Raw genomic sequence first — 16,583 nt, 5'->3', positions numbered from 1 at the left:
GGGGAGAGGGTTAGGGTGAGGGGAGAAGTTCTTTGAGATCTATCACAATCATTCGATCCCGCTTTTACCTTTCTGCTGCCGCTGGCTAAATTAGTAACTCATCCGACCACATAACAATAATTTTACACTGGAAGAGACTATGAGCCGCTACCCGTCGTTATTCGCCCCCCTCGATCTGGGGTTCACCACCCTCAAAAACCGCGTGCTGATGGGCTCGATGCACACCGGACTGGAGGAGCATCCGGACGGGGCCGAGCGTCTGGCGGCCTTCTATGCCGAGCGCGCGCGCCACGGGGTGGCGCTGATTGTCACCGGCGGCGTGGCCCCTGCCCCTTCCGGCGTCGGCATGGAGGGCGGCGCGGTGTTAAACGATGCGTCACAGCTGCCGCACCACCGCATGGTGACCGACGCGGTACACCGCGAGGGCGGCAAAATCGCCCTGCAAATCCTCCACACCGGGCGCTACAGCTACCAGCCGAATCTGGTGGCCCCCTCCGCCATTCAGGCGCCGATTAACCGTTTCACGCCCCATGCCCTCAGCCACGACGAGATCCTGGCGCTGATTGACGACTTCGCACGCTGCGCCGCGCTGGCCCGTGAGGCGGGTTATGACGGCGTCGAGGTCATGGGTTCCGAAGGCTATCTGATTAACGAGTTCCTCGCCGCGCGCACCAACCAGCGTGACGACGAATGGGGCGGCGACTATGCCCGCCGCATGCGCTTTGCCGTGGAGGTGGTACGCGCGGTGCGCGAACGTGCGGGGGCTGATTTTATTATTATTTTCCGCCTGTCGATGCTCGACCTGGTGGAGGGCGGCGGCACCTTCGACGAAACCGTGCAGCTGGCGCAGGCGATTGAAGCCGCCGGCGCCACCCTTATTAACACCGGTATTGGCTGGCACGAGGCGCGTATCCCGACCATCGCCACCCCGGTACCGCGTGCGGCGTTCAGTTGGGTGACGCGCAAGCTGAAAGGGAAAGTCTCTGTTCCGCTGGTCACCACCAACCGTATTAACGACCCGCAGGTGGCGGACGATGTGATATCGCGCGGGGATGCCGATATGGTCTCCATGGCGCGGCCGTTCCTGGCCGATGCCGAACTGCTGTCCAAAGCGCAAAGCGGCCGTGCGGATGAGATCAACACCTGCATCGGCTGTAACCAGGCCTGTCTGGATCAGATCTTCGTCGGCAAGGTCACCTCCTGTCTCGTCAACCCGCGCGCCTGCCATGAAACCAAAATGCCGGTCATTCCGGCAGTCACTAAAAAGCGCCTGGCCGTCGTGGGCGCTGGCCCGGCGGGCCTGGCATTTGCGGTCAATGCCGCCTCGCGCGGGCACAGCGTGACGCTGTTTGATGCGGCCGGCGAAATTGGCGGGCAGTTTAATATCGCCAAACAGATCCCCGGCAAAGAGGAGTTCTATGAAACCCTGCGCTACTACCGTCGGATGATCGACCTGACGGGCGTGGATCTGCGGCTCAATCAGTGGGTAAAAGCGGCCGATCTGCTGGCGTTCGACGAGGTGATCCTGGCGAGCGGGATCGCCCCACGCACGCCTGCGATCGAGGGTATCGATCATCCGAAGGTCCTGAGCTATCTCGACGTGCTGCGTGACAAAGCACCGGTTGGGGAGAAAGTGGCGATTATCGGCTGCGGTGGGATCGGCTTTGATACCGCCATGTACTTAAGCCAGCCGGGCGAGGCCACCAGCCAGAACATTGCCGAATTTTGCGTGGAATGGGGGATCGACACCAGCCTGAACCAGTCCGGCGGCCTGCGCCCGGAAGGCCCCCAGCTGCCAAAAAGCCCACGGCAGATAGTGATGCTCCAGCGTAAAGCCAGTAAGCCAGGCGAAGGGCTGGGCAAAACCACCGGCTGGATCCACCGTGTCACCCTGCTCTCGCGTGGAGTGAAGATGATCCCGGCGGTGAGCTACCAGAAGATCGACGATGAGGGCCTGCACGTCACGATCGGCGGTGAGTCGCAACTGCTGCGCGTGGATCATGTCATTTTATGTGCCGGGCAGGAGCCGAAGCGGGATCTCGTAGATCCGCTGCGCGAGGCGGGGAAAACAGTGCATTTGATTGGCGGGTGCGACGTGGCGATGGAGCTGGATGCGCGGCGGGCAATTGCGCAGGGGACAAAATTAGCTCTGGCGATCTAGGACATTGCCGGGTTTGCTCCCTCTCCCTGTGGGAGAGGGTTGGGGTGAGGGCATCAGGCCGCACCGCTCTCAATCTTAACGACGACGCCCCAGCTTCACCGCTTTCAGCACCACAAACTTGTTGTTGGTCGCAATGGTGACGCAGTTACCGAAAATCTTCTTCAGCTTGTGGAAGTAGTCCAGATGGCGGTTGGCGACGATGTACAGCTCGCCGTTGATCTTCAGACAGCGGCGCGCGTGGTGGAACATCTCCCAGGCGACGTTATCCGTCAGGGCATGCTTCTGGTGGAACGGCGGGTTACAGAACACCGCGTTGAAGCGGAACGGTTCTACGCCGGACAGCGCGTTGTTGATCATAAACTCGCAGCGGTCCAGCGCCTCTGGCAGGTTGGTTTCCACGTTCAGACGGCTGGAGGCCACCGCCATTGGCGATTCGTCGCTGAACACCACGCTGGCCTCCGGGTTCTTCGCCAGCAGCGTCAGGCCAATCACGCCGTTACCACAGCCCAGATCGACAATCTCCCCTTCCAGATTTTCCGGCAGATGCTCAATAAAGAAACGCGCCCCGATATCCAGACCGGTGCGGGAAAAGACGTTCGCATGGTTATGGATGGTCCAGCCGGTCCCTTCCATCTTCCAGCTCAGCGTGTCCGGCGCGTCGGCCAGATCGGGCGCGCTGAACGTACAGTTGATCAGCCGCGCTTTTTTCCATGCCAGCGTGGTGGTGGTTGGGCCAAGGACTTTCTCAAACAGCTCCAGCGTCGAAGTGTGAATATCGCGCGCTTTGGCACCCGCGATGATGCGGGTTTCTGGCGTCACGACCTTACGCAACGCACGCAGCTGTTGCTCCAGCAGCGCCATGGTTTTTGGCACTTTAATGAGTACCACGCCAGGCGCCTGCGGGTAGTCCGCGGTGCTGTCGAGGAACTTCACGCTGGACTCTTCGATGTCGTTATGGCGCAGGTTTTCACGCGTTGCCAGCTCGCTTAAGTAAGAATCGCCGATGCTGTACGGCGCGTGTTCCGCCAGCGCACAGCCCAGTGCGCCAAAGGCATCATTCAGGATCAAAACCGGGCCGCGGATTTCAGTCTCATCCAACTGCTGCAGCAGATATTCATCCGCCGCTTCCCACGCCTGAAGCGGGTTAACGTCGTCCGTCTCCGGGAAACGTTTAAGGTTGAGTGAACGGAAACCGTTGTCTAAGTGGCTCATCGGCCCTCCTGAATGGTAAAATTTCGGCGTTATCCCTGAAAAGGGTGCGTGAGTATACCCGTTTTCAACTTATTTTGGGGTTTTGATGAACCAGCTGACTTATCTCCAGGGCTACCCGGAACATCTGCTTTCCCAGGTTCGCTCGTTAATTGCCGAGCAAAAACTGGGCGCGGTGCTGGAAAAACGCTACCCCGGCACGCACGATGTCGCGACCGATAAAGCCCTCTGGCAGTATACGCAGGATCTGAAAAACCGGTATCTGAAGAGCGCGCCGCCGATCAATAAGGTGATGTACGACAACAAGATCCATGTGCTGAAAAACGCGCTCGGCCTGCACACCGCCATTTCCCGCGTGCAGGGCGGCAAGCTGAAAGCAAAAGCCGAGATCCGCGTCGCGACGGTTTTCCGCAACGCGCCGGAAGCCTTCCTGCGAATGATCGTGGTGCACGAACTGGCGCACCTGAAAGAGAAAGAACACGACAAAGCGTTTTACTCCCTGTGCTGCCACATGGAGCCGCAGTACCACCAGCTGGAATTTGATACCCGTCTGTGGCTGACGCATTTATCGTTAAAAGGTAATGCGCAGTAGCGCACGCGAATTGTCATGATGACGTGCTACAGTGGCTAAAGGTTCCCCGCTACGGAGTACGTAAACGTTTATGATACGTTTCGCAGTCATTGGTACGAACTGGATCACGCGCCAGTTCGTCGACGCCGCCCACGAAACCGGCAAACTTAAACTTACCGCAGTCTATTCCCGCAGCCTTGAGCAGGCGCAGAGCTTTGCCAACGACTACCTCGTTGAGCATCTCTTCACCTCGCTTGATGACATGGCGCAAAGCGACGCCATTGACGCGGTGTATATCGCCAGCCCGAACTCTCTGCACTTCCCGCAAACGAAGCTGTTCCTCAGCCATAAAAAGCATGTGATTTGCGAGAAGCCGCTGGCGTCGAACATCGATGAAGTGGAAGCCGCCATCGCGCTGGCCCGCGAAAACCAAGTGGTGCTGTTCGAAGCGTTCAAAACCGCCAGCCTGCCAAACTTCCTGCTGCTGCAGCAGTCGCTGCCGAAAATTGGCAAGATGCGTAAAGCCTTTATCAACTACTGCCAGCATTCGTCGCGCTACCAGCGCTACCTGGACGGCGAGAACCCGAACACCTTTAACCCGGCCTTCTCGAACGGCTCGATTATGGATATCGGTTTTTACTGCCTGGCCTCCGCCGTGGCGCTGTGGGGCGAGCCGCACAGCGTAAGCGCTCAGGCCAGCCTGCTGGAGAGCGGCGTGGATGCACACGGGTTAGTGGTGCTGGATTACGGTGATTTCAGCGTCACGCTGCAGCACTCCAAAGTCAGCGATTCCGTGCTGCCGAGCGAAATTCAGGGCGAAGCCGGGTCGCTGGTGATCGAGAAGATCTCAGAGTGCCAGAAGGTCAGCTTTGTGCCGCGCGGCGGTAAAGCGCAGGAGCTGACGCAGCCTCAGCATATAAACACTATGCTCTATGAGGCAGAGGTCTTCGCCCGCCTGGTGGAAGACAACGAAGTGAATCACCCGGGACTCGCGGTGAGCCGCAGCACGTCGAAACTGCAAACGGAGATCCGCCGTCAGACCGGCGTGGTGTTCCCGGCAGACGGCGTGAGCGCGAACGCTATCGCGTAAAGCTGTGTAATGAAACGGCGCAGACCATTGACGAAACCAATGGTCTGACATATTTTGTTACCTGCAAAGGGGAGTAACTTCTTCGCCGGTGGATCGTCATTACGATGCGTGCAAAACCGCATCCGGTCGCCGGGCAACCCTCGTGGTTGTAAGTGAGACCTTGCCGGAAGGCGAGGTCTATGCATAAAAAGCTAACGGCTATCGTCTTCTGACCATAGCCGTTTTTGTTTTTTATGTGTAAGGAAAATAGTATGCATTCTGTCGGCACTCCAATGTTGTGGGGCGGATTCGCGGTTATCATGCTCATCATGCTGGCGATCGACCTCTTTTTGCAGGGGCGTCGCGGCGAGCACGGTATGACCATGAAACAGGCCGCCGTCTGGTCGCTGGTGTGGGTTACCCTCTCTCTGCTCTTCTGCGCCGCCTTCTGGTGGTATCTGGCCTCCACCGAGGGCAGGGCAGTGGCCGATCCTCAGGCGCTCGCCTTCCTCACCGGTTATCTGATTGAAAAAGCGCTGGCAGTCGATAACGTCTTCGTCTGGCTGATGCTGTTCAGCTACTTTGCCGTACCTGCTGCCCTGCAGCGCCGCGTGCTGGTGTACGGCGTGCTGGGCGCGATTGTTCTGCGTACCATTATGATCTTCGCCGGTAGCTGGCTGATTACCCAGTTCGAATGGCTGCTGTACGTCTTCGGCGCGTTCCTGCTGTTTACCGGGGTCAAAATGGCGCTGGCGAAAGAGGACGGCTCCGCGATTGGCGATCGTCCGTTGGTGAAGTGGATCCGTGGACATCTGCGCATGACCGACAGGATCGAGAACGAGCATTTCTTTGTGCGTAAGAACGGTCTGCTGTTTGCCACCCCGCTGCTGCTGGTGCTGATTCTGGTTGAGCTGAGCGATGTGATTTTCGCTGTGGACAGTATCCCGGCTATTTTCGCGGTGACCACCGACCCGTTCATCGTGCTGACCTCAAACCTGTTTGCGATCCTCGGTCTGCGCGCCATGTACTTCCTGTTGGCAGGCGCGGCGGAGCGCTTCTCAATGCTGAAGTACGGCCTGTCGGTGATCCTGGTGTTTATCGGTATCAAGATGCTGATCGTTGATTTCTACCATATCCCGATCGCCATCTCGCTCGGCGTGGTGTTTGGCATTTTGATCGTGACGCTGATTATCAATACCTGGGTTAACCGCCAGCACGATAAGAAGCAGCAGGCTTAGTACGTTTTGCCCGGTGGCGCTGCGCTTACCGGGCCTACAACGTCACCCCGTAGGCCGGGCAAGTGCAGCGCCACCCGGCATTTTCGTTAATCAATAGTTAAAAAACATGACGCAACACGTAAAATCCAGCATTTTACGCTTCCCTCCTTTCGCGCATTCCCTATACTCGACCAGGCAAACATTTTCTTACATCCGGACATAAATGTGACTTAGAGCACATCCAGGATGGAACGCAATTTCACTCAGGAATAACGTATGAGCACACAATCTAGCGGTCTGTTCGCGCGCCTGGCGCAGGGCAGCCTCGTAAAACAAATTCTGGTCGGGCTGGTGCTGGGTATTCTGCTGGCGATGGTTTCAAAACCTGCCGCGGAAGCTACGGGGCTGCTCGGGACACTGTTCGTTGGCGCCCTGAAAGCCGTCGCGCCGGTGCTGGTTCTGATGCTGGTGATGGCATCTATCGCCAACCATCAACACGGACAAAAAACCAACATTCGCCCTATTCTGTTCCTGTATGTTCTGGGAACCTTCTCCGCGGCATTAACAGCCGTTGTATTTAGCTTCCTGTTCCCGTCCACGCTGCATCTGACCAGCGCCGCCGGTGAGATCACGCCGCCATCCGGGATTGTGGAAGTGCTTCGCGGTCTGCTGATGAGCATGGTTTCTAACCCTGTCACGGCGCTGATGAGCGGCAACTACATAGGTATTCTGGTCTGGGCGATTGGTCTGGGCTTCGCGCTGCGTCACGGTAATGAGACCACCAAAAATCTGGTTAACGATCTGTCGAACGCCGTGACCTTTATGGTGAAACTGGTGATTCGCTTTGCGCCAGTCGGGATTTTCGGTCTGGTCTCCTCCACGCTGGCGACCACTGGTTTTGACGCGCTGTGGGGCTATGCCCAGCTGCTGGTTGTGCTGATCGGCTGTATGCTGCTGGTGGCACTGGTGATCAACCCGCTGCTGGTGTTCTGGCAGATCCGCCGCAACCCGTATCCGCTGGTGCTGACCTGCCTGCGTGAGAGCGGCGTCTATGCCTTCTTCACCCGCAGCTCTGCGGCAAATATTCCGGTGAACATGGCGCTGGCGGAGAAGCTGAACCTGGACCGCGATACCTATTCCGTGTCGATCCCGCTGGGCGCAACCGTGAATATGGCGGGTGCGGCGATTACGATCACTGTACTGACTCTGGCGGCGGTGCATACGCTGGGTATTCCGGTAGATCTGCCAACCGCATTGCTGCTGAGCGTCGTGGCGTCGCTGTGTGCCTGTGGCGCATCCGGCGTGGCGGGCGGTTCGCTGCTGCTGATCCCGCTGGCGTGCAATATGTTCGGTATTCCGAACGAGATCGCCATGCAGGTCGTGGCCGTCGGCTTTATCATCGGCGTGCTGCAGGACTCCTGCGAAACCGCGCTGAACTCCTCTACCGACGTGCTGTTTACCGCGGCGGCCTGTCAGGCGGAAGACGCGCGTTTAGCGAAGAACGCCCTGCGAGGTTAACAGCAAAACGGCAACCCTGAGGTTGCCGTTTTTAGTGTTTGTACCCTCTCCCCGTGGGAGAGGGTCAGGGTGAGGGCATCAGGCCGCACCGATTACAGCGTCACACCACTCTTAAAGATCGCCAGCTCGCGGAAATCGTTCTTCTCGTTACAGGTCTGCTTGCCGTTAGCAAATTCCACAATGCTGTCCACAAACTCCGCCAGTAGCTTAGGCATCGCTTTACCGTGAATCAGCTGTCCGGCATCAAAGTCGATCCAGTGTTTTTTCTTCGCCGCCAGCTCGCTGTTGGTGGCGATTTTCACCGTCGGTACAAAACCGCCGTACGGCGTGCCGCGGCCAGTACTGAACAGCACCATATGGCAGCCTGCGCCGGCCAGTGCGCTGGTGGCGACCGCATCGTTTCCGGGGGCGCTCAGCAGGTTGAGACCATGCGTTTTCAGGCGCTCGCCGTAGCGCAGCACATCGACGACCTGGCTCGCGCCCGCTTTCTGGGTGCAGCCGAGGGATTTCTCTTCAAGCGTGGTGATCCCGCCCGCTTTATTACCCGGCGACGGGTTCTCATAAATCGGCTGGTTATGGGCGATGAAGTACTGTTTGAAGTCATTCACCATGGTGACGGTCTTCTTAAACGTCGCTTCGTCACGGCAGTGGCTCATCAGAATACGCTCTGCACCGAACATCTCCGGCACTTCGGTCAGCACCGTCGTGCCGCCGTTGGCGATCACGTAGTCCGAGAAACGGCCCAGCATCGGGTTGGCGGTGATACCGGACAGGCCATCGGACCCGCCGCATTCCAGACCAAATTTCAGCTCGCTCAGTTTGCCCGGCTCGCGCTTGTCATGACGCATCACCTCATAAAGCTGATGAAGCTGCTCAATGCCCGCTTCCACCTCGTCATCCTGATGCTGACACACCATAAAATGCACGCGCTCAGGGTCAAACTCACCCAGCGTCTCGCGGAAGGCGTCCACCTGGTTGTTCTCGCAGCCGAGGCCGATCACCAGCACCGCACCCGCATTCGGATGACGCACCATGTTTTGCAGCATGGTACGGGTATTGATATGGTCGTCACCCAGTTGGGAGCAGCCGTAGGTATGGCTGAAGAGATGCACCCCGTCAGTGCCTTCGGCATTATTGGTCTCTTTCAGAAAGCGCGTCTGGATCTGACGCGCAATCCCATTGACGCAGCCGACGGTCGGGAGGATCCACAGCTCGTTGCGGATCCCCACGTCGCCATTGGCGCGACGGTAGACCTGCACCTCGCGATCCGCCGCCTGAACGCTTTCTGCGGGTATATCAGGTTGATAGCTGTACTCGTCCAGATCGCTAAGATTGGTGCGGGTATTGTGGGAATGAAGATGTTCACCTGGCTCAATATCCGCTAACGCATGCCCAATCGGCAGACCGTACTTCACGACGTTGTCCCCTTTGGCGAGAGGCTTCACGGCAAACTTATGTCCGCGAGCAATCGCCTGACGCAGGGTGACGCTCTGGTTATCAACGGTCACCACGTCGCCTTCAGCGAGATCCGTCAGCGCGACGGCCACGTTATCCAGCGAATGGATTTTGATGTATTGCATATCAACCTCAAACGGCCTTAGTTCAGTTCAATGGCGAAGTAATCGCGCGCATTGTTAAAGCAGATGTTTTTCACCATTTCGCCCAGCAGCTGGATATCCGCCGGCGCTTCGCCTGCGTGTACCCAGCGGCCAATCATCTGGCACAGGATGCGGCGGAAGTATTCATGGCGGGTATAGGACAGGAAGCTGCGGCTGTCGGTCAGCATGCCGACAAAGCGGCTTAACAGGCCAAGCTGCGCCAGCTGCGTCATCTGACGCTCCATACCGTCTTTCTGGTCGTTGAACCACCACCCGGAACCGAACTGCATCTTGCCCGGCATCCCTTCACCCTGGAAGTTGCCGACCATGGTGCCCAGCACTTCGTTATCGCGCGGGTTCAGGCAATAGAGAATGGTTTTTGGCAGCAGATTTTGTTCGTTCTGCTTGCTCAGCAGCTTAGACAGCGCTTCAGCCAGCGGACGGTCGTTGATGGAGTCGAAGCCCACATCCGCGCCCAGCAGCGTAAACTGGCGCTGGTTGTTATTGCGCAGCGCGCCGATATGGTACTGCTGTACCCAGCCGCGACGGGCATATTCTGCGCCGAGGAACACCAGTACCGCCGTTTTGAACTGCGCCATTTCATGCTCGCTCAGGGACTCACCGGAAAGACGACGCGCCAGAATGCTGTCCAGCTCGGCTTCGTTTGATTCCGCGAACAGCACCACATCCAGCGCATGGTCAGACACTTTACAGCCGTGCGCCGCGAAGTGATCCAGCCGTTTGGTCAGGGCGGTTTGCAGGTCTGCGAAACGACGGATGTCGGTATCAGAAACCTCGGCCAGCTTCGCCATGTAATCCTTAAATGTGGCCTGTTCGATATTAAAAGCTTTATCCGGGCGCCAGCTTGGCAGCACTTTGATGTCAAACGCGCTGTCTTTGGCGATGGCCGCATGGTGCTCGAGAGCGTCAATCGGATCGTCGGTGGTGCCCACCATTTTTACGTTCATCTGCTTCATGATGCCGCGCGCGGAGAAGTTATCCTGTGCCAGCAGCGCATTACACCGATCCCAGATCTCATCCGCGGTCGCTGGAGAGAGCAGTGTTCCGGTGATACCAAACGGACGGCGAAGCTCAAGATGCGTCCAGTGGAATAACGGGTTGCCGATGGTGTGCGGAACGGTCGCCGCCCAGGCGTCAAACTTCTCGCGGTCGGTGGCATCGCCGGTACACAGGCGTTCAGCCACGCCGTTAGTGCGCATAGCGCGCCATTTGTAGTGGTCACCTTTCAGCCAGATGTCATACAGGTTTTTGAAACGGTAATTTTCGGCAACCTGCTGCGGCGGTAAATGGCAGTGGTAGTCGAAAATTGGCTGGTCTTTGGCGTAGTCGTGGTACAGGCGGCGGGCAAATTCGGTATCTAACAGAAAATCTTCAGTCATAAACGGCGTCATTATCGTCTTCCTCATTACGGGAGCGTCAGAAAGCGTATGTTCATATGCTGCAAAGTTATCACACCAATTTCCACCCACCGAACCTTTTTTCGTGAGTGAGATCAATAAACGCCAACAAATTCATTCCCCTCACTGGAACAAACCCTGCTGCAGGCCGCGCCATTACTGGCTTTGCCCGCAGCGACGAATGTCCCCACAAATAATCATACATTTGTGATGTCACTCACCTTTTAAAGTTGTATGACAAGTTATCTTTTCGCCGTCGCAAACACTTAGCCGACGGAATGCATTACCGGTGTGAGAGACATCGGGTTTAACGGTACGGATACCGACTTATGCACGCTTACTTATGGCAAGGTTCGGGCCGTTCCGGGAGCTGTTCCCGGCTACGCCCCTCCCGTTACACAACGGCTCCCGGCAACGGTTGAGCGGTTGCCGTGCTCTGGCGCGGAAATAACATAACGATGAGGTTTTAGATGCGTAAAATTAAAGGGTTACGTTGGTATATGATCGCGCTGGTGACGTTAGGCACCGTGCTGGGCTACCTGACGCGTAACACCGTGGCAGCAGCAGCGCCAACGTTGATGGAAGAGCTGCATATCTCCACGCAGCAATACTCCTACATCATTGCCGCCTATTCTGCGGCGTATACCATCATGCAGCCGGTGGCAGGCTATGTGCTGGATATTCTCGGGACCAAAATCGGTTATGCCTTCTTCGCCATCGCCTGGGCGGTGTTCTGCGGGGCAACGGCGCTGGCAGGCAGCTGGGGCGGTCTGGCGCTGGCACGCGGCGCGGTGGGTGCCGCGGAAGCCGCGATGATCCCTGCCGGGCTGAAAGCCAGCTCGGAGTGGTTCCCGGCAAAAGAGCGTTCGATTGCGGTCGGTTATTTCAACGTGGGCTCGTCCATCGGGGCGATGATTGCGCCGCCGCTGGTGGTGTGGGCTATCGTAATGCACAGCTGGCAGATGGCGTTTATCATCTCTGGCGTGCTGAGCTTTGCCTGGGCAATAGCGTGGCTGCTGTTCTATAAGCACCCGCGTGACCAGAAAAAACTGTCTGACGAAGAGCGTGACTACATCATTGGTGGTCAGGAAGCGCAGCATCAGACCAACAACGGCAAGAAAATGACCGTCTGGCAGATCCTGGGCACCCGTCAGTTCTGGGGTATCGCCCTGCCGCGTTTCCTCGCGGAACCCGCCTGGGGTACCTTTAACGCCTGGATCCCGCTGTTCATGTTTAAAGTCTACGGCTTTAACCTGAAAGAGATTGCCATGTTCGCCTGGATGCCAATGCTGTTCGCAGACCTGGGCTGTATCGTTGGCGGCTATCTGCCACCGCTGTTCCAGCGCTGGTTTGGCGTGAACCTGATTGTCTCCCGTAAAATGGTCGTGACCATGGGCGCGTTGTTGATGATTGGCCCGGGGATGATCGGCTTGTTCACCAGCCCGTATGTGGCTATCGCCCTGCTGTGCATCGGCGGTTTTGCGCACCAGTCGCTGTCCGGCGCGCTGATCACCCTCTCCTCTGACGTCTTTGGTCGTAACGAAGTGGCAACCGCCAACGGTCTGACCGGGATGGCCGCCTGGACCGCAAGTACGATGTTTGCGCTGGTGGTTGGCGCGCTGGCGGATACCATCGGCTTCAGCCCGCTGTTTGCGGTACTGGCGGTCTTCGACCTGATGGGCGCGGTGGTGATCTGGACGGTGCTGAAAAGTAAATCGGCAGAAGAGCTGGCGAAAGAGTCTCTCGGAAAACCGGCCACACAAAGTTAGCATTGCGGTGCCGGGTGACCCGGCAAAACGTCTTAAAGGCCGCCTCCGGGCGGCTTTTTTAATGGCAAAATCTGGAGAGTGGCACGCAAAAGTGGTATAACAAATCATCTGCCGTACCCTGCCTGGAGCGCATATGGAAATCACCGAACCACGTCGTTTATATCAACAACTTGCTGCCGAGCTGAAAAATCGCATCGAGCAAGGGGTCTATCTTGTCGGTGACAAACTTCCCGCCGAGCGTTTTATCGCGGATGAAAAAAGCGTCAGCCGCACGGTGGTGCGCGAAGCGATTATCATGCTGGAAGTGGAAGGCTACGTTGAGGTACGCAAAGGCTCCGGCATTCACGTGATTTCCAATCTGCCGAAACACTCCCCCGTCGCGGACGAAAGTCTGGAATTCGCCAGCTATGGCCCGTTTGAGCTGCTCCAGGCTCGCCAGCTGATCGAAAGCAATATTGCCGAATTTGCGGCGACGCAGGTGACCAAGCAGGACATCATGAAATTGATGGAAATCCAGGAGAATGCCCGCAAGGAAAAATGTTTCCGCGATTCAGAGTGGGATCTGCAGTTCCACGTTCAGGTGGCTCTGGCCACGCAAAATACGGCGCTGGCGGCAATCGTTGAGAAAATGTGGACTCAGCGCGTTCACAACCCGTACTGGAAAAAACTGCACGACCATATCGATTCCCGTACCGTCGACAACTGGTGTGACGATCACGATCAAATCCTTAAAGCGCTGATTCGTAAAGACCCTCATGCCGCTAAACTGGCGATGTGGCAGCACCTGGAAAACACCAAGCAGATGCTGTTCAATGAAACCAGCGACGACTTCGAATTTAACGCTGACCGCTATCTTTTTGCCGATAATCCTGTTGTTCATCTTGATACGGCCTCCAGTGGCGCAAAATAGATGACCTTTCTGCTGGCAGGCGCTTCGCTGCGCCTTCCGGCTTAAGTGGGTAAGCAAAACATATATAGTGTCAGCCTTTGTAAATCCCCTCGCTCACTTCCTGGCCTTACGCCAAAATCAACTCGCCCCTGCAAATTCTGTGACGCAGAACGTTGGGCTTTGTTACAATTGGATTCACTTCGTTATTTTGTAAGTTAGTGCTTGCTAACCAGCCAATTAACAGGGAACAGTGTTGGCCACACCGCAATGTGTCCGCGAGCGACCATAATGAAATCACAACAATGTCGCCGTGCTGTTTGTCCCGGATAACAGGCGTGACGTTAACCGATTTCCAGGAACACTGAATGGAACTTTTGACCCAACTACTGCATGCCCTCTGGGCGCAGGATTTTGAAACGCTGGCCAACCCTTCCATGATTGGCATGCTCTATTTTGTCTTGTTTATGATCCTGTTCCTTGAGAACGGTTTGCTGCCTGCTGCTTTCCTGCCCGGTGACAGTTTACTGGTGCTTGTCGGCGTGCTGTGTGCCAAAGGGGCGATGGCATTTCCGCAAACCATTCTGTTACTGACCGTCGCCGCGAGTCTCGGCTGCTGGGTGAGCTACATCCAGGGCAGATGGCTGGGCAATACCCGGATCGTTCAGAACTGGCTCTCGCATCTGCCTGCGCACTATCATCAGCGGGCGCACCACCTGTTCCATAAACACGGGCTTTCTGCGCTGCTGATAGGCCGTTTTATCGCCTTTGTCCGCACCCTGTTGCCGACCATTGCTGGCCTCTCCGGGCTGAGCAGCACACGCTTCCAGTTCTTTAACTGGATGAGCGGCCTGCTGTGGGTGCTTATTCTGACCACACTGGGCTATGCGCTGGGTAAAACCCCGGTCTTCATGAAATATGAGGACCAGCTGATGTCTTGCCTGATGCTGCTGCCCGTTGTTCTGCTGGTCTTCGGCCTGATTGGCTCGCTGGTCGTCCTGTGGAAAAAGAAATACGGAGCCAGAGGCTAACGATGGTTATCTCGCCGCTCGCCCTGCGCCGCTTTGCCTGTACCGCGATTGCCCTGGTGGTCATCAGCGCCCTGCTGCTGGCCTGGAGTGCGCTTTCGCATCAGGAATCGACGCTGGCCATTCGCCCGATAAACCAGGGGGCGAGCGTACCTGACGGCTTTTCTGTCTGGCATCATCTTGATGCGAACGGGATCCGCTTTAAGAGCATCACCCCGCAGGACGACGTTTTACTGATTAAGTTTGATTCCCGTGCGCAAAGTGCCGCCGCGAAAGTGGTTCTCGACCGTACGCTGCCGCACGGGTATATCATCGCTCAGCAGGAAGATGACAGCCAGCCTGCTGCCTGGCTGTCCTTGATTCGCGATACGTCGCATCGGTTCGGATAATTACCAGGATTCCGAATCTTTTCACCCACTTTGGTGAATCCCCCGTTTACTTACTATGCTTAAGTACGCGGAGCACCCCTCGAATGTACTCCGCATTAGTCTGGAACGCGGCTTACGCCGTAACACAATGGAAGGTTTCGATAATGAAATTCCGCATGACCCTGGCTCTGGCCCTTTTTTCTTTGAGCACAGCATCCTTTGCAAACTCTCTCTGTCAGGAGAAAGAACAGGATATTCAGCGTGAGATCGGCTATGCCGAAAAGCATAACAATCAGCACCGTGTTGATGGTCTTAAAAAAGCGCTGAGCGAAGTGAAAGCGAACTGTACAGACAGCAAGCTTCGTGCCGATCACCAGAAAAAAATCGCTGAACAGAAGGACGAGATAGCCGAACGCCGTCGCGACCTGCAGGAAGCGAAAGAGAAAGGCGATGCGGAAAAAATTGCTAAGCGCGAGAAGAAGCTGAAAGAAGCGCAGGACGACCTGAAAGCGCTGGAAGCTCGCGATTATTGAGTTAACGGAAATCTCAACAGGAGAGAATCATGTCAAAAGATACGACGTCTGAACATCTGCGCGCTGAACTGAAATCCCTGGCCGATACCCTGGAAGAGGTGCTGAACTCCTCTGCTGACAAGTCAAAGGAAGAGGTCAGCAAACTGCGTAGCAAAGCGGAGCAGGCACTCAAAGAGAGCCGCTATCGCCTGGGTGAAACCGGTGATGCACTGGCAAAACAGACCCGCGAAGCGGCTGCCCGTGCTGACGAATACGTGCGTGATAATCCATGGACGGGTGTCGGGATTGGTGCCGCAGTCGGTGTGGTACTGGGTGTCCTTCTGACGCGTCGTTGATATGGAAGATCCTCGTCACGCACAAGGGCCTGCTAATAACGTCCTCGGTATCGGCCAGCGTATTTTAACAACGCTGGTTGGCATTGCCGAAACGCGCGTCCGGCTGGCAGTGGTAGAGCTGGAAGAGGAGAAAGCGAACCTCTTCCAGATGCTGCTGATGCTGGGCCTGACCATGCTCTTCGCCGCGTTTGGTCTGATGAGCCTGATGGTGTTAATCATCTGGGCCATTGACCCGCAGTATCGTCTTAACGCGATGATTGCCACCACCGTCGTGCTGCTGGTTGCGGCGCTGATTGGCGGGATCTGGACGCTGCGTAAAGCACGCCAGTCCACTTTCCTGCGCCATACGCGTCAGGAGCTGGCTAACGATCGCGCCCTGCTGGAGGATGACAAGCCGTGAGCGGTAAAGCCGAACGTCAGAAGCGCAAAGCGTATCTGTTAAGCCAGATCCAGCAGCAACGGCTGGATCTGTCTGCCAGCCGTCGCGACTGGATTGATGCGACGCGACGCTTTGATCGTGGCTGGAACACCTTCCTGAGCCTGCGTTCCTGGGCTCTGGTCGGCAGTAGCGTGATGGCTATCTGGACGGTTCGTCATCCGAATATGCTGATCCGCTGGGCGCGGCGTGGCTTTGGCGCCTGGAGCGCCTGGCGTCTGGTGAAAGCCACGATTCGTCAGCAGCAGCTGCGGTGATAAAAGCAAAACGGTAACCCTGGTTACCGTTTTTTGTTTTGCGCCCTCTCCCTGTGGGAGAGGGTTGGGGTGAGGGCTCCAGCGCGCACGCTCCCTTACTCAATATCTTTGAAAAAGATTGACAGTTTTCCTTGCTAACAATCGCCAACCGTCACGTTTATGATGCTCTCCATCGACAGCAATACCGCGGTATCTACCCGGAATTGCAGA

The 16,583-nt window shown here is 56.8% G+C and carries 16 protein-coding genes; 13 read left to right on the top strand and 3 right to left on the bottom strand.

What is annotated here, in order from left to right:
• The first annotated feature begins 139 nt into the window (after positions 1-139).
• Positions 140-2,161 carry an NADPH-dependent 2,4-dienoyl-CoA reductase gene (locus tag C5687_RS11535; protein ID WP_104556974.1) on the top strand — a complete coding sequence of 674 codons (2,022 nt, stop codon included), beginning with the start codon at positions 140-142 and terminating at the stop codon, positions 2,159-2,161.
• Positions 2,162-2,236: 75 nt separating this feature from the next.
• Here C5687_RS11535 and rlmG read toward each other — a convergent pair whose 3' ends face one another.
• The gene (gene rlmG, locus C5687_RS11530) at positions 2,237-3,373 is read right to left on the bottom strand and encodes a 23S rRNA (guanine(1835)-N(2))-methyltransferase RlmG (protein ID WP_047959510.1); all 1,137 of its coding nucleotides are present in this window, start codon (positions 3,371-3,373) and stop codon (positions 2,237-2,239) included.
• A gap of 85 nt (positions 3,374-3,458) precedes the next feature.
• On the opposite strand from rlmG, the gene C5687_RS11525 reads away from it, so the two are divergent.
• The 4 genes from C5687_RS11525 (at position 3,459) to sstT (ending at position 7,745) form a co-directional block, all read left to right on the top strand.
• On the top strand, positions 3,459-3,962 hold the full coding sequence (locus C5687_RS11525) for a YgjP-like metallopeptidase domain-containing protein (protein WP_104556973.1): 504 nt from the start codon (positions 3,459-3,461) through the stop codon (positions 3,960-3,962).
• A 70-nt stretch (positions 3,963-4,032) separates the two neighbouring features.
• Complete coding sequence (locus tag C5687_RS11520; protein ID WP_104556972.1) at positions 4,033-5,031, top strand: Gfo/Idh/MocA family protein; 999 nt, start codon at positions 4,033-4,035, stop codon at positions 5,029-5,031.
• Between the two features lie 251 nt (positions 5,032-5,282).
• Entirely contained in the window at positions 5,283-6,248 is a 966-nt protein-coding gene (locus tag C5687_RS11515) for a TerC family protein (RefSeq protein WP_104556971.1), read from the top strand.
• A gap of 255 nt (positions 6,249-6,503) precedes the next feature.
• Positions 6,504-7,745: a serine/threonine transporter SstT gene (gene sstT, locus C5687_RS11510; protein ID WP_045286328.1), complete on the top strand. Its 1,242-nt coding sequence runs from the start codon at positions 6,504-6,506 to the stop codon at positions 7,743-7,745.
• Between the two features lie 92 nt (positions 7,746-7,837).
• Here sstT and C5687_RS11505 read toward each other — a convergent pair whose 3' ends face one another.
• Positions 7,838-9,325, bottom strand: a complete 1,488-nt coding sequence (locus C5687_RS11505; protein WP_104556970.1) for a UxaA family hydrolase — start codon at positions 9,323-9,325, stop codon at positions 7,838-7,840.
• Positions 9,326-9,342: 17 nt separating this feature from the next.
• A complete protein-coding gene (gene uxaC, locus C5687_RS11500) occupies positions 9,343-10,755 on the bottom strand; it encodes a glucuronate isomerase (RefSeq protein ID WP_104556969.1) in 1,413 nt (470 codons plus the stop codon).
• 476 nt (positions 10,756-11,231) lie between these two features.
• Here uxaC and C5687_RS11490 point away from each other — a divergent pair, with 476 nt between their 5' ends.
• The 8 genes from C5687_RS11490 (at position 11,232) to C5687_RS11455 (ending at position 16,373) form a co-directional block, all read left to right on the top strand.
• Positions 11,232-12,530, top strand: coding sequence for an MFS transporter (locus tag C5687_RS11490; RefSeq protein WP_025759860.1), 1,299 nt, complete (start codon positions 11,232-11,234; stop codon positions 12,528-12,530).
• A gap of 133 nt (positions 12,531-12,663) precedes the next feature.
• Complete coding sequence (exuR, locus tag C5687_RS11485) at positions 12,664-13,440, top strand: transcriptional regulator ExuR (RefSeq protein ID WP_025759862.1); 777 nt, start codon at positions 12,664-12,666, stop codon at positions 13,438-13,440.
• 344 nt (positions 13,441-13,784) lie between these two features.
• Positions 13,785-14,447 carry a DedA family general envelope maintenance protein YqjA gene (gene yqjA / locus C5687_RS11480; RefSeq protein ID WP_045286330.1) on the top strand — a complete coding sequence of 221 codons (663 nt, stop codon included), beginning with the start codon at positions 13,785-13,787 and terminating at the stop codon, positions 14,445-14,447.
• 2 nt (positions 14,448-14,449) lie between these two features.
• The gene (gene mzrA, locus C5687_RS11475) at positions 14,450-14,833 is read left to right on the top strand and encodes an EnvZ/OmpR regulon moderator MzrA (RefSeq protein WP_059386481.1); all 384 of its coding nucleotides are present in this window, start codon (positions 14,450-14,452) and stop codon (positions 14,831-14,833) included.
• A 143-nt stretch (positions 14,834-14,976) separates the two neighbouring features.
• On the top strand, positions 14,977-15,345 hold the full coding sequence (locus C5687_RS11470; RefSeq protein ID WP_025759866.1) for a DUF1090 domain-containing protein: 369 nt from the start codon (positions 14,977-14,979) through the stop codon (positions 15,343-15,345).
• 29 nt (positions 15,346-15,374) lie between these two features.
• Complete coding sequence (locus tag C5687_RS11465; RefSeq protein ID WP_008503141.1) at positions 15,375-15,680, top strand: ElaB/YgaM/YqjD family protein; 306 nt, start codon at positions 15,375-15,377, stop codon at positions 15,678-15,680.
• A gap of 1 nt (position 15,681) precedes the next feature.
• The gene (locus C5687_RS11460) at positions 15,682-16,080 is read left to right on the top strand and encodes a phage holin family protein (protein ID WP_025759867.1); all 399 of its coding nucleotides are present in this window, start codon (positions 15,682-15,684) and stop codon (positions 16,078-16,080) included.
• Positions 16,077-16,373, top strand: coding sequence for a YqjK-like family protein (locus tag C5687_RS11455; RefSeq protein ID WP_008503139.1), 297 nt, complete (start codon positions 16,077-16,079; stop codon positions 16,371-16,373). The genes C5687_RS11460 and C5687_RS11455 overlap by 4 nt, the downstream gene beginning before the upstream one ends.
• Positions 16,374-16,583: the final 210 nt, after the last annotated feature.

It is taken from the genome of Enterobacter sichuanensis, from assembly GCF_002939185.1.
GTDB lineage: Bacteria > Pseudomonadota > Gammaproteobacteria > Enterobacterales > Enterobacteriaceae > Enterobacter > Enterobacter sichuanensis.
Note: the sequence above shows the minus strand (reverse complement) of the source record. Positions and strands in the feature narration are given on the sequence as shown.

Bases quoted from the DNA above. Each gene is read 5' to 3' on its own strand.
- C5687_RS11520 (WP_104556972.1), top strand. From the start codon at position 4,033: ATGATACGTTTCGCAGTCATTGGTACGAACTGGATCACGCGCCAGTTC.
- exuR (WP_025759862.1), top strand. From the start codon at position 12,664: ATGGAAATCACCGAACCACGTCGTTTATATCAACAACTTGCTGCCGAG.
- C5687_RS11470 (WP_025759866.1), top strand. From the start codon at position 14,977: ATGAAATTCCGCATGACCCTGGCTCTGGCCCTTTTTTCTTTGAGCACA.
- mzrA (WP_059386481.1), top strand. From the start codon at position 14,450: ATGGTTATCTCGCCGCTCGCCCTGCGCCGCTTTGCCTGTACCGCGATT.
- C5687_RS11525 (WP_104556973.1), top strand. From the start codon at position 3,459: ATGAACCAGCTGACTTATCTCCAGGGCTACCCGGAACATCTGCTTTCC.
- C5687_RS11515 (WP_104556971.1), top strand. From the start codon at position 5,283: ATGCATTCTGTCGGCACTCCAATGTTGTGGGGCGGATTCGCGGTTATC.
- rlmG (WP_047959510.1), bottom strand. From the start codon at position 3,373: ATGAGCCACTTAGACAACGGTTTCCGTTCACTCAACCTTAAACGTTTC.
- C5687_RS11490 (WP_025759860.1), top strand. From the start codon at position 11,232: ATGCGTAAAATTAAAGGGTTACGTTGGTATATGATCGCGCTGGTGACG.
- C5687_RS11465 (WP_008503141.1), top strand. From the start codon at position 15,375: ATGTCAAAAGATACGACGTCTGAACATCTGCGCGCTGAACTGAAATCC.
- C5687_RS11460 (WP_025759867.1), top strand. From the start codon at position 15,682: ATGGAAGATCCTCGTCACGCACAAGGGCCTGCTAATAACGTCCTCGGT.
- C5687_RS11505 (WP_104556970.1), bottom strand. From the start codon at position 9,325: ATGCAATACATCAAAATCCATTCGCTGGATAACGTGGCCGTCGCGCTG.
- uxaC (WP_104556969.1), bottom strand. From the start codon at position 10,755: ATGACGCCGTTTATGACTGAAGATTTTCTGTTAGATACCGAATTTGCC.
- C5687_RS11535 (WP_104556974.1), top strand. From the start codon at position 140: ATGAGCCGCTACCCGTCGTTATTCGCCCCCCTCGATCTGGGGTTCACC.
- sstT (WP_045286328.1), top strand. From the start codon at position 6,504: ATGAGCACACAATCTAGCGGTCTGTTCGCGCGCCTGGCGCAGGGCAGC.
- yqjA (WP_045286330.1), top strand. From the start codon at position 13,785: ATGGAACTTTTGACCCAACTACTGCATGCCCTCTGGGCGCAGGATTTT.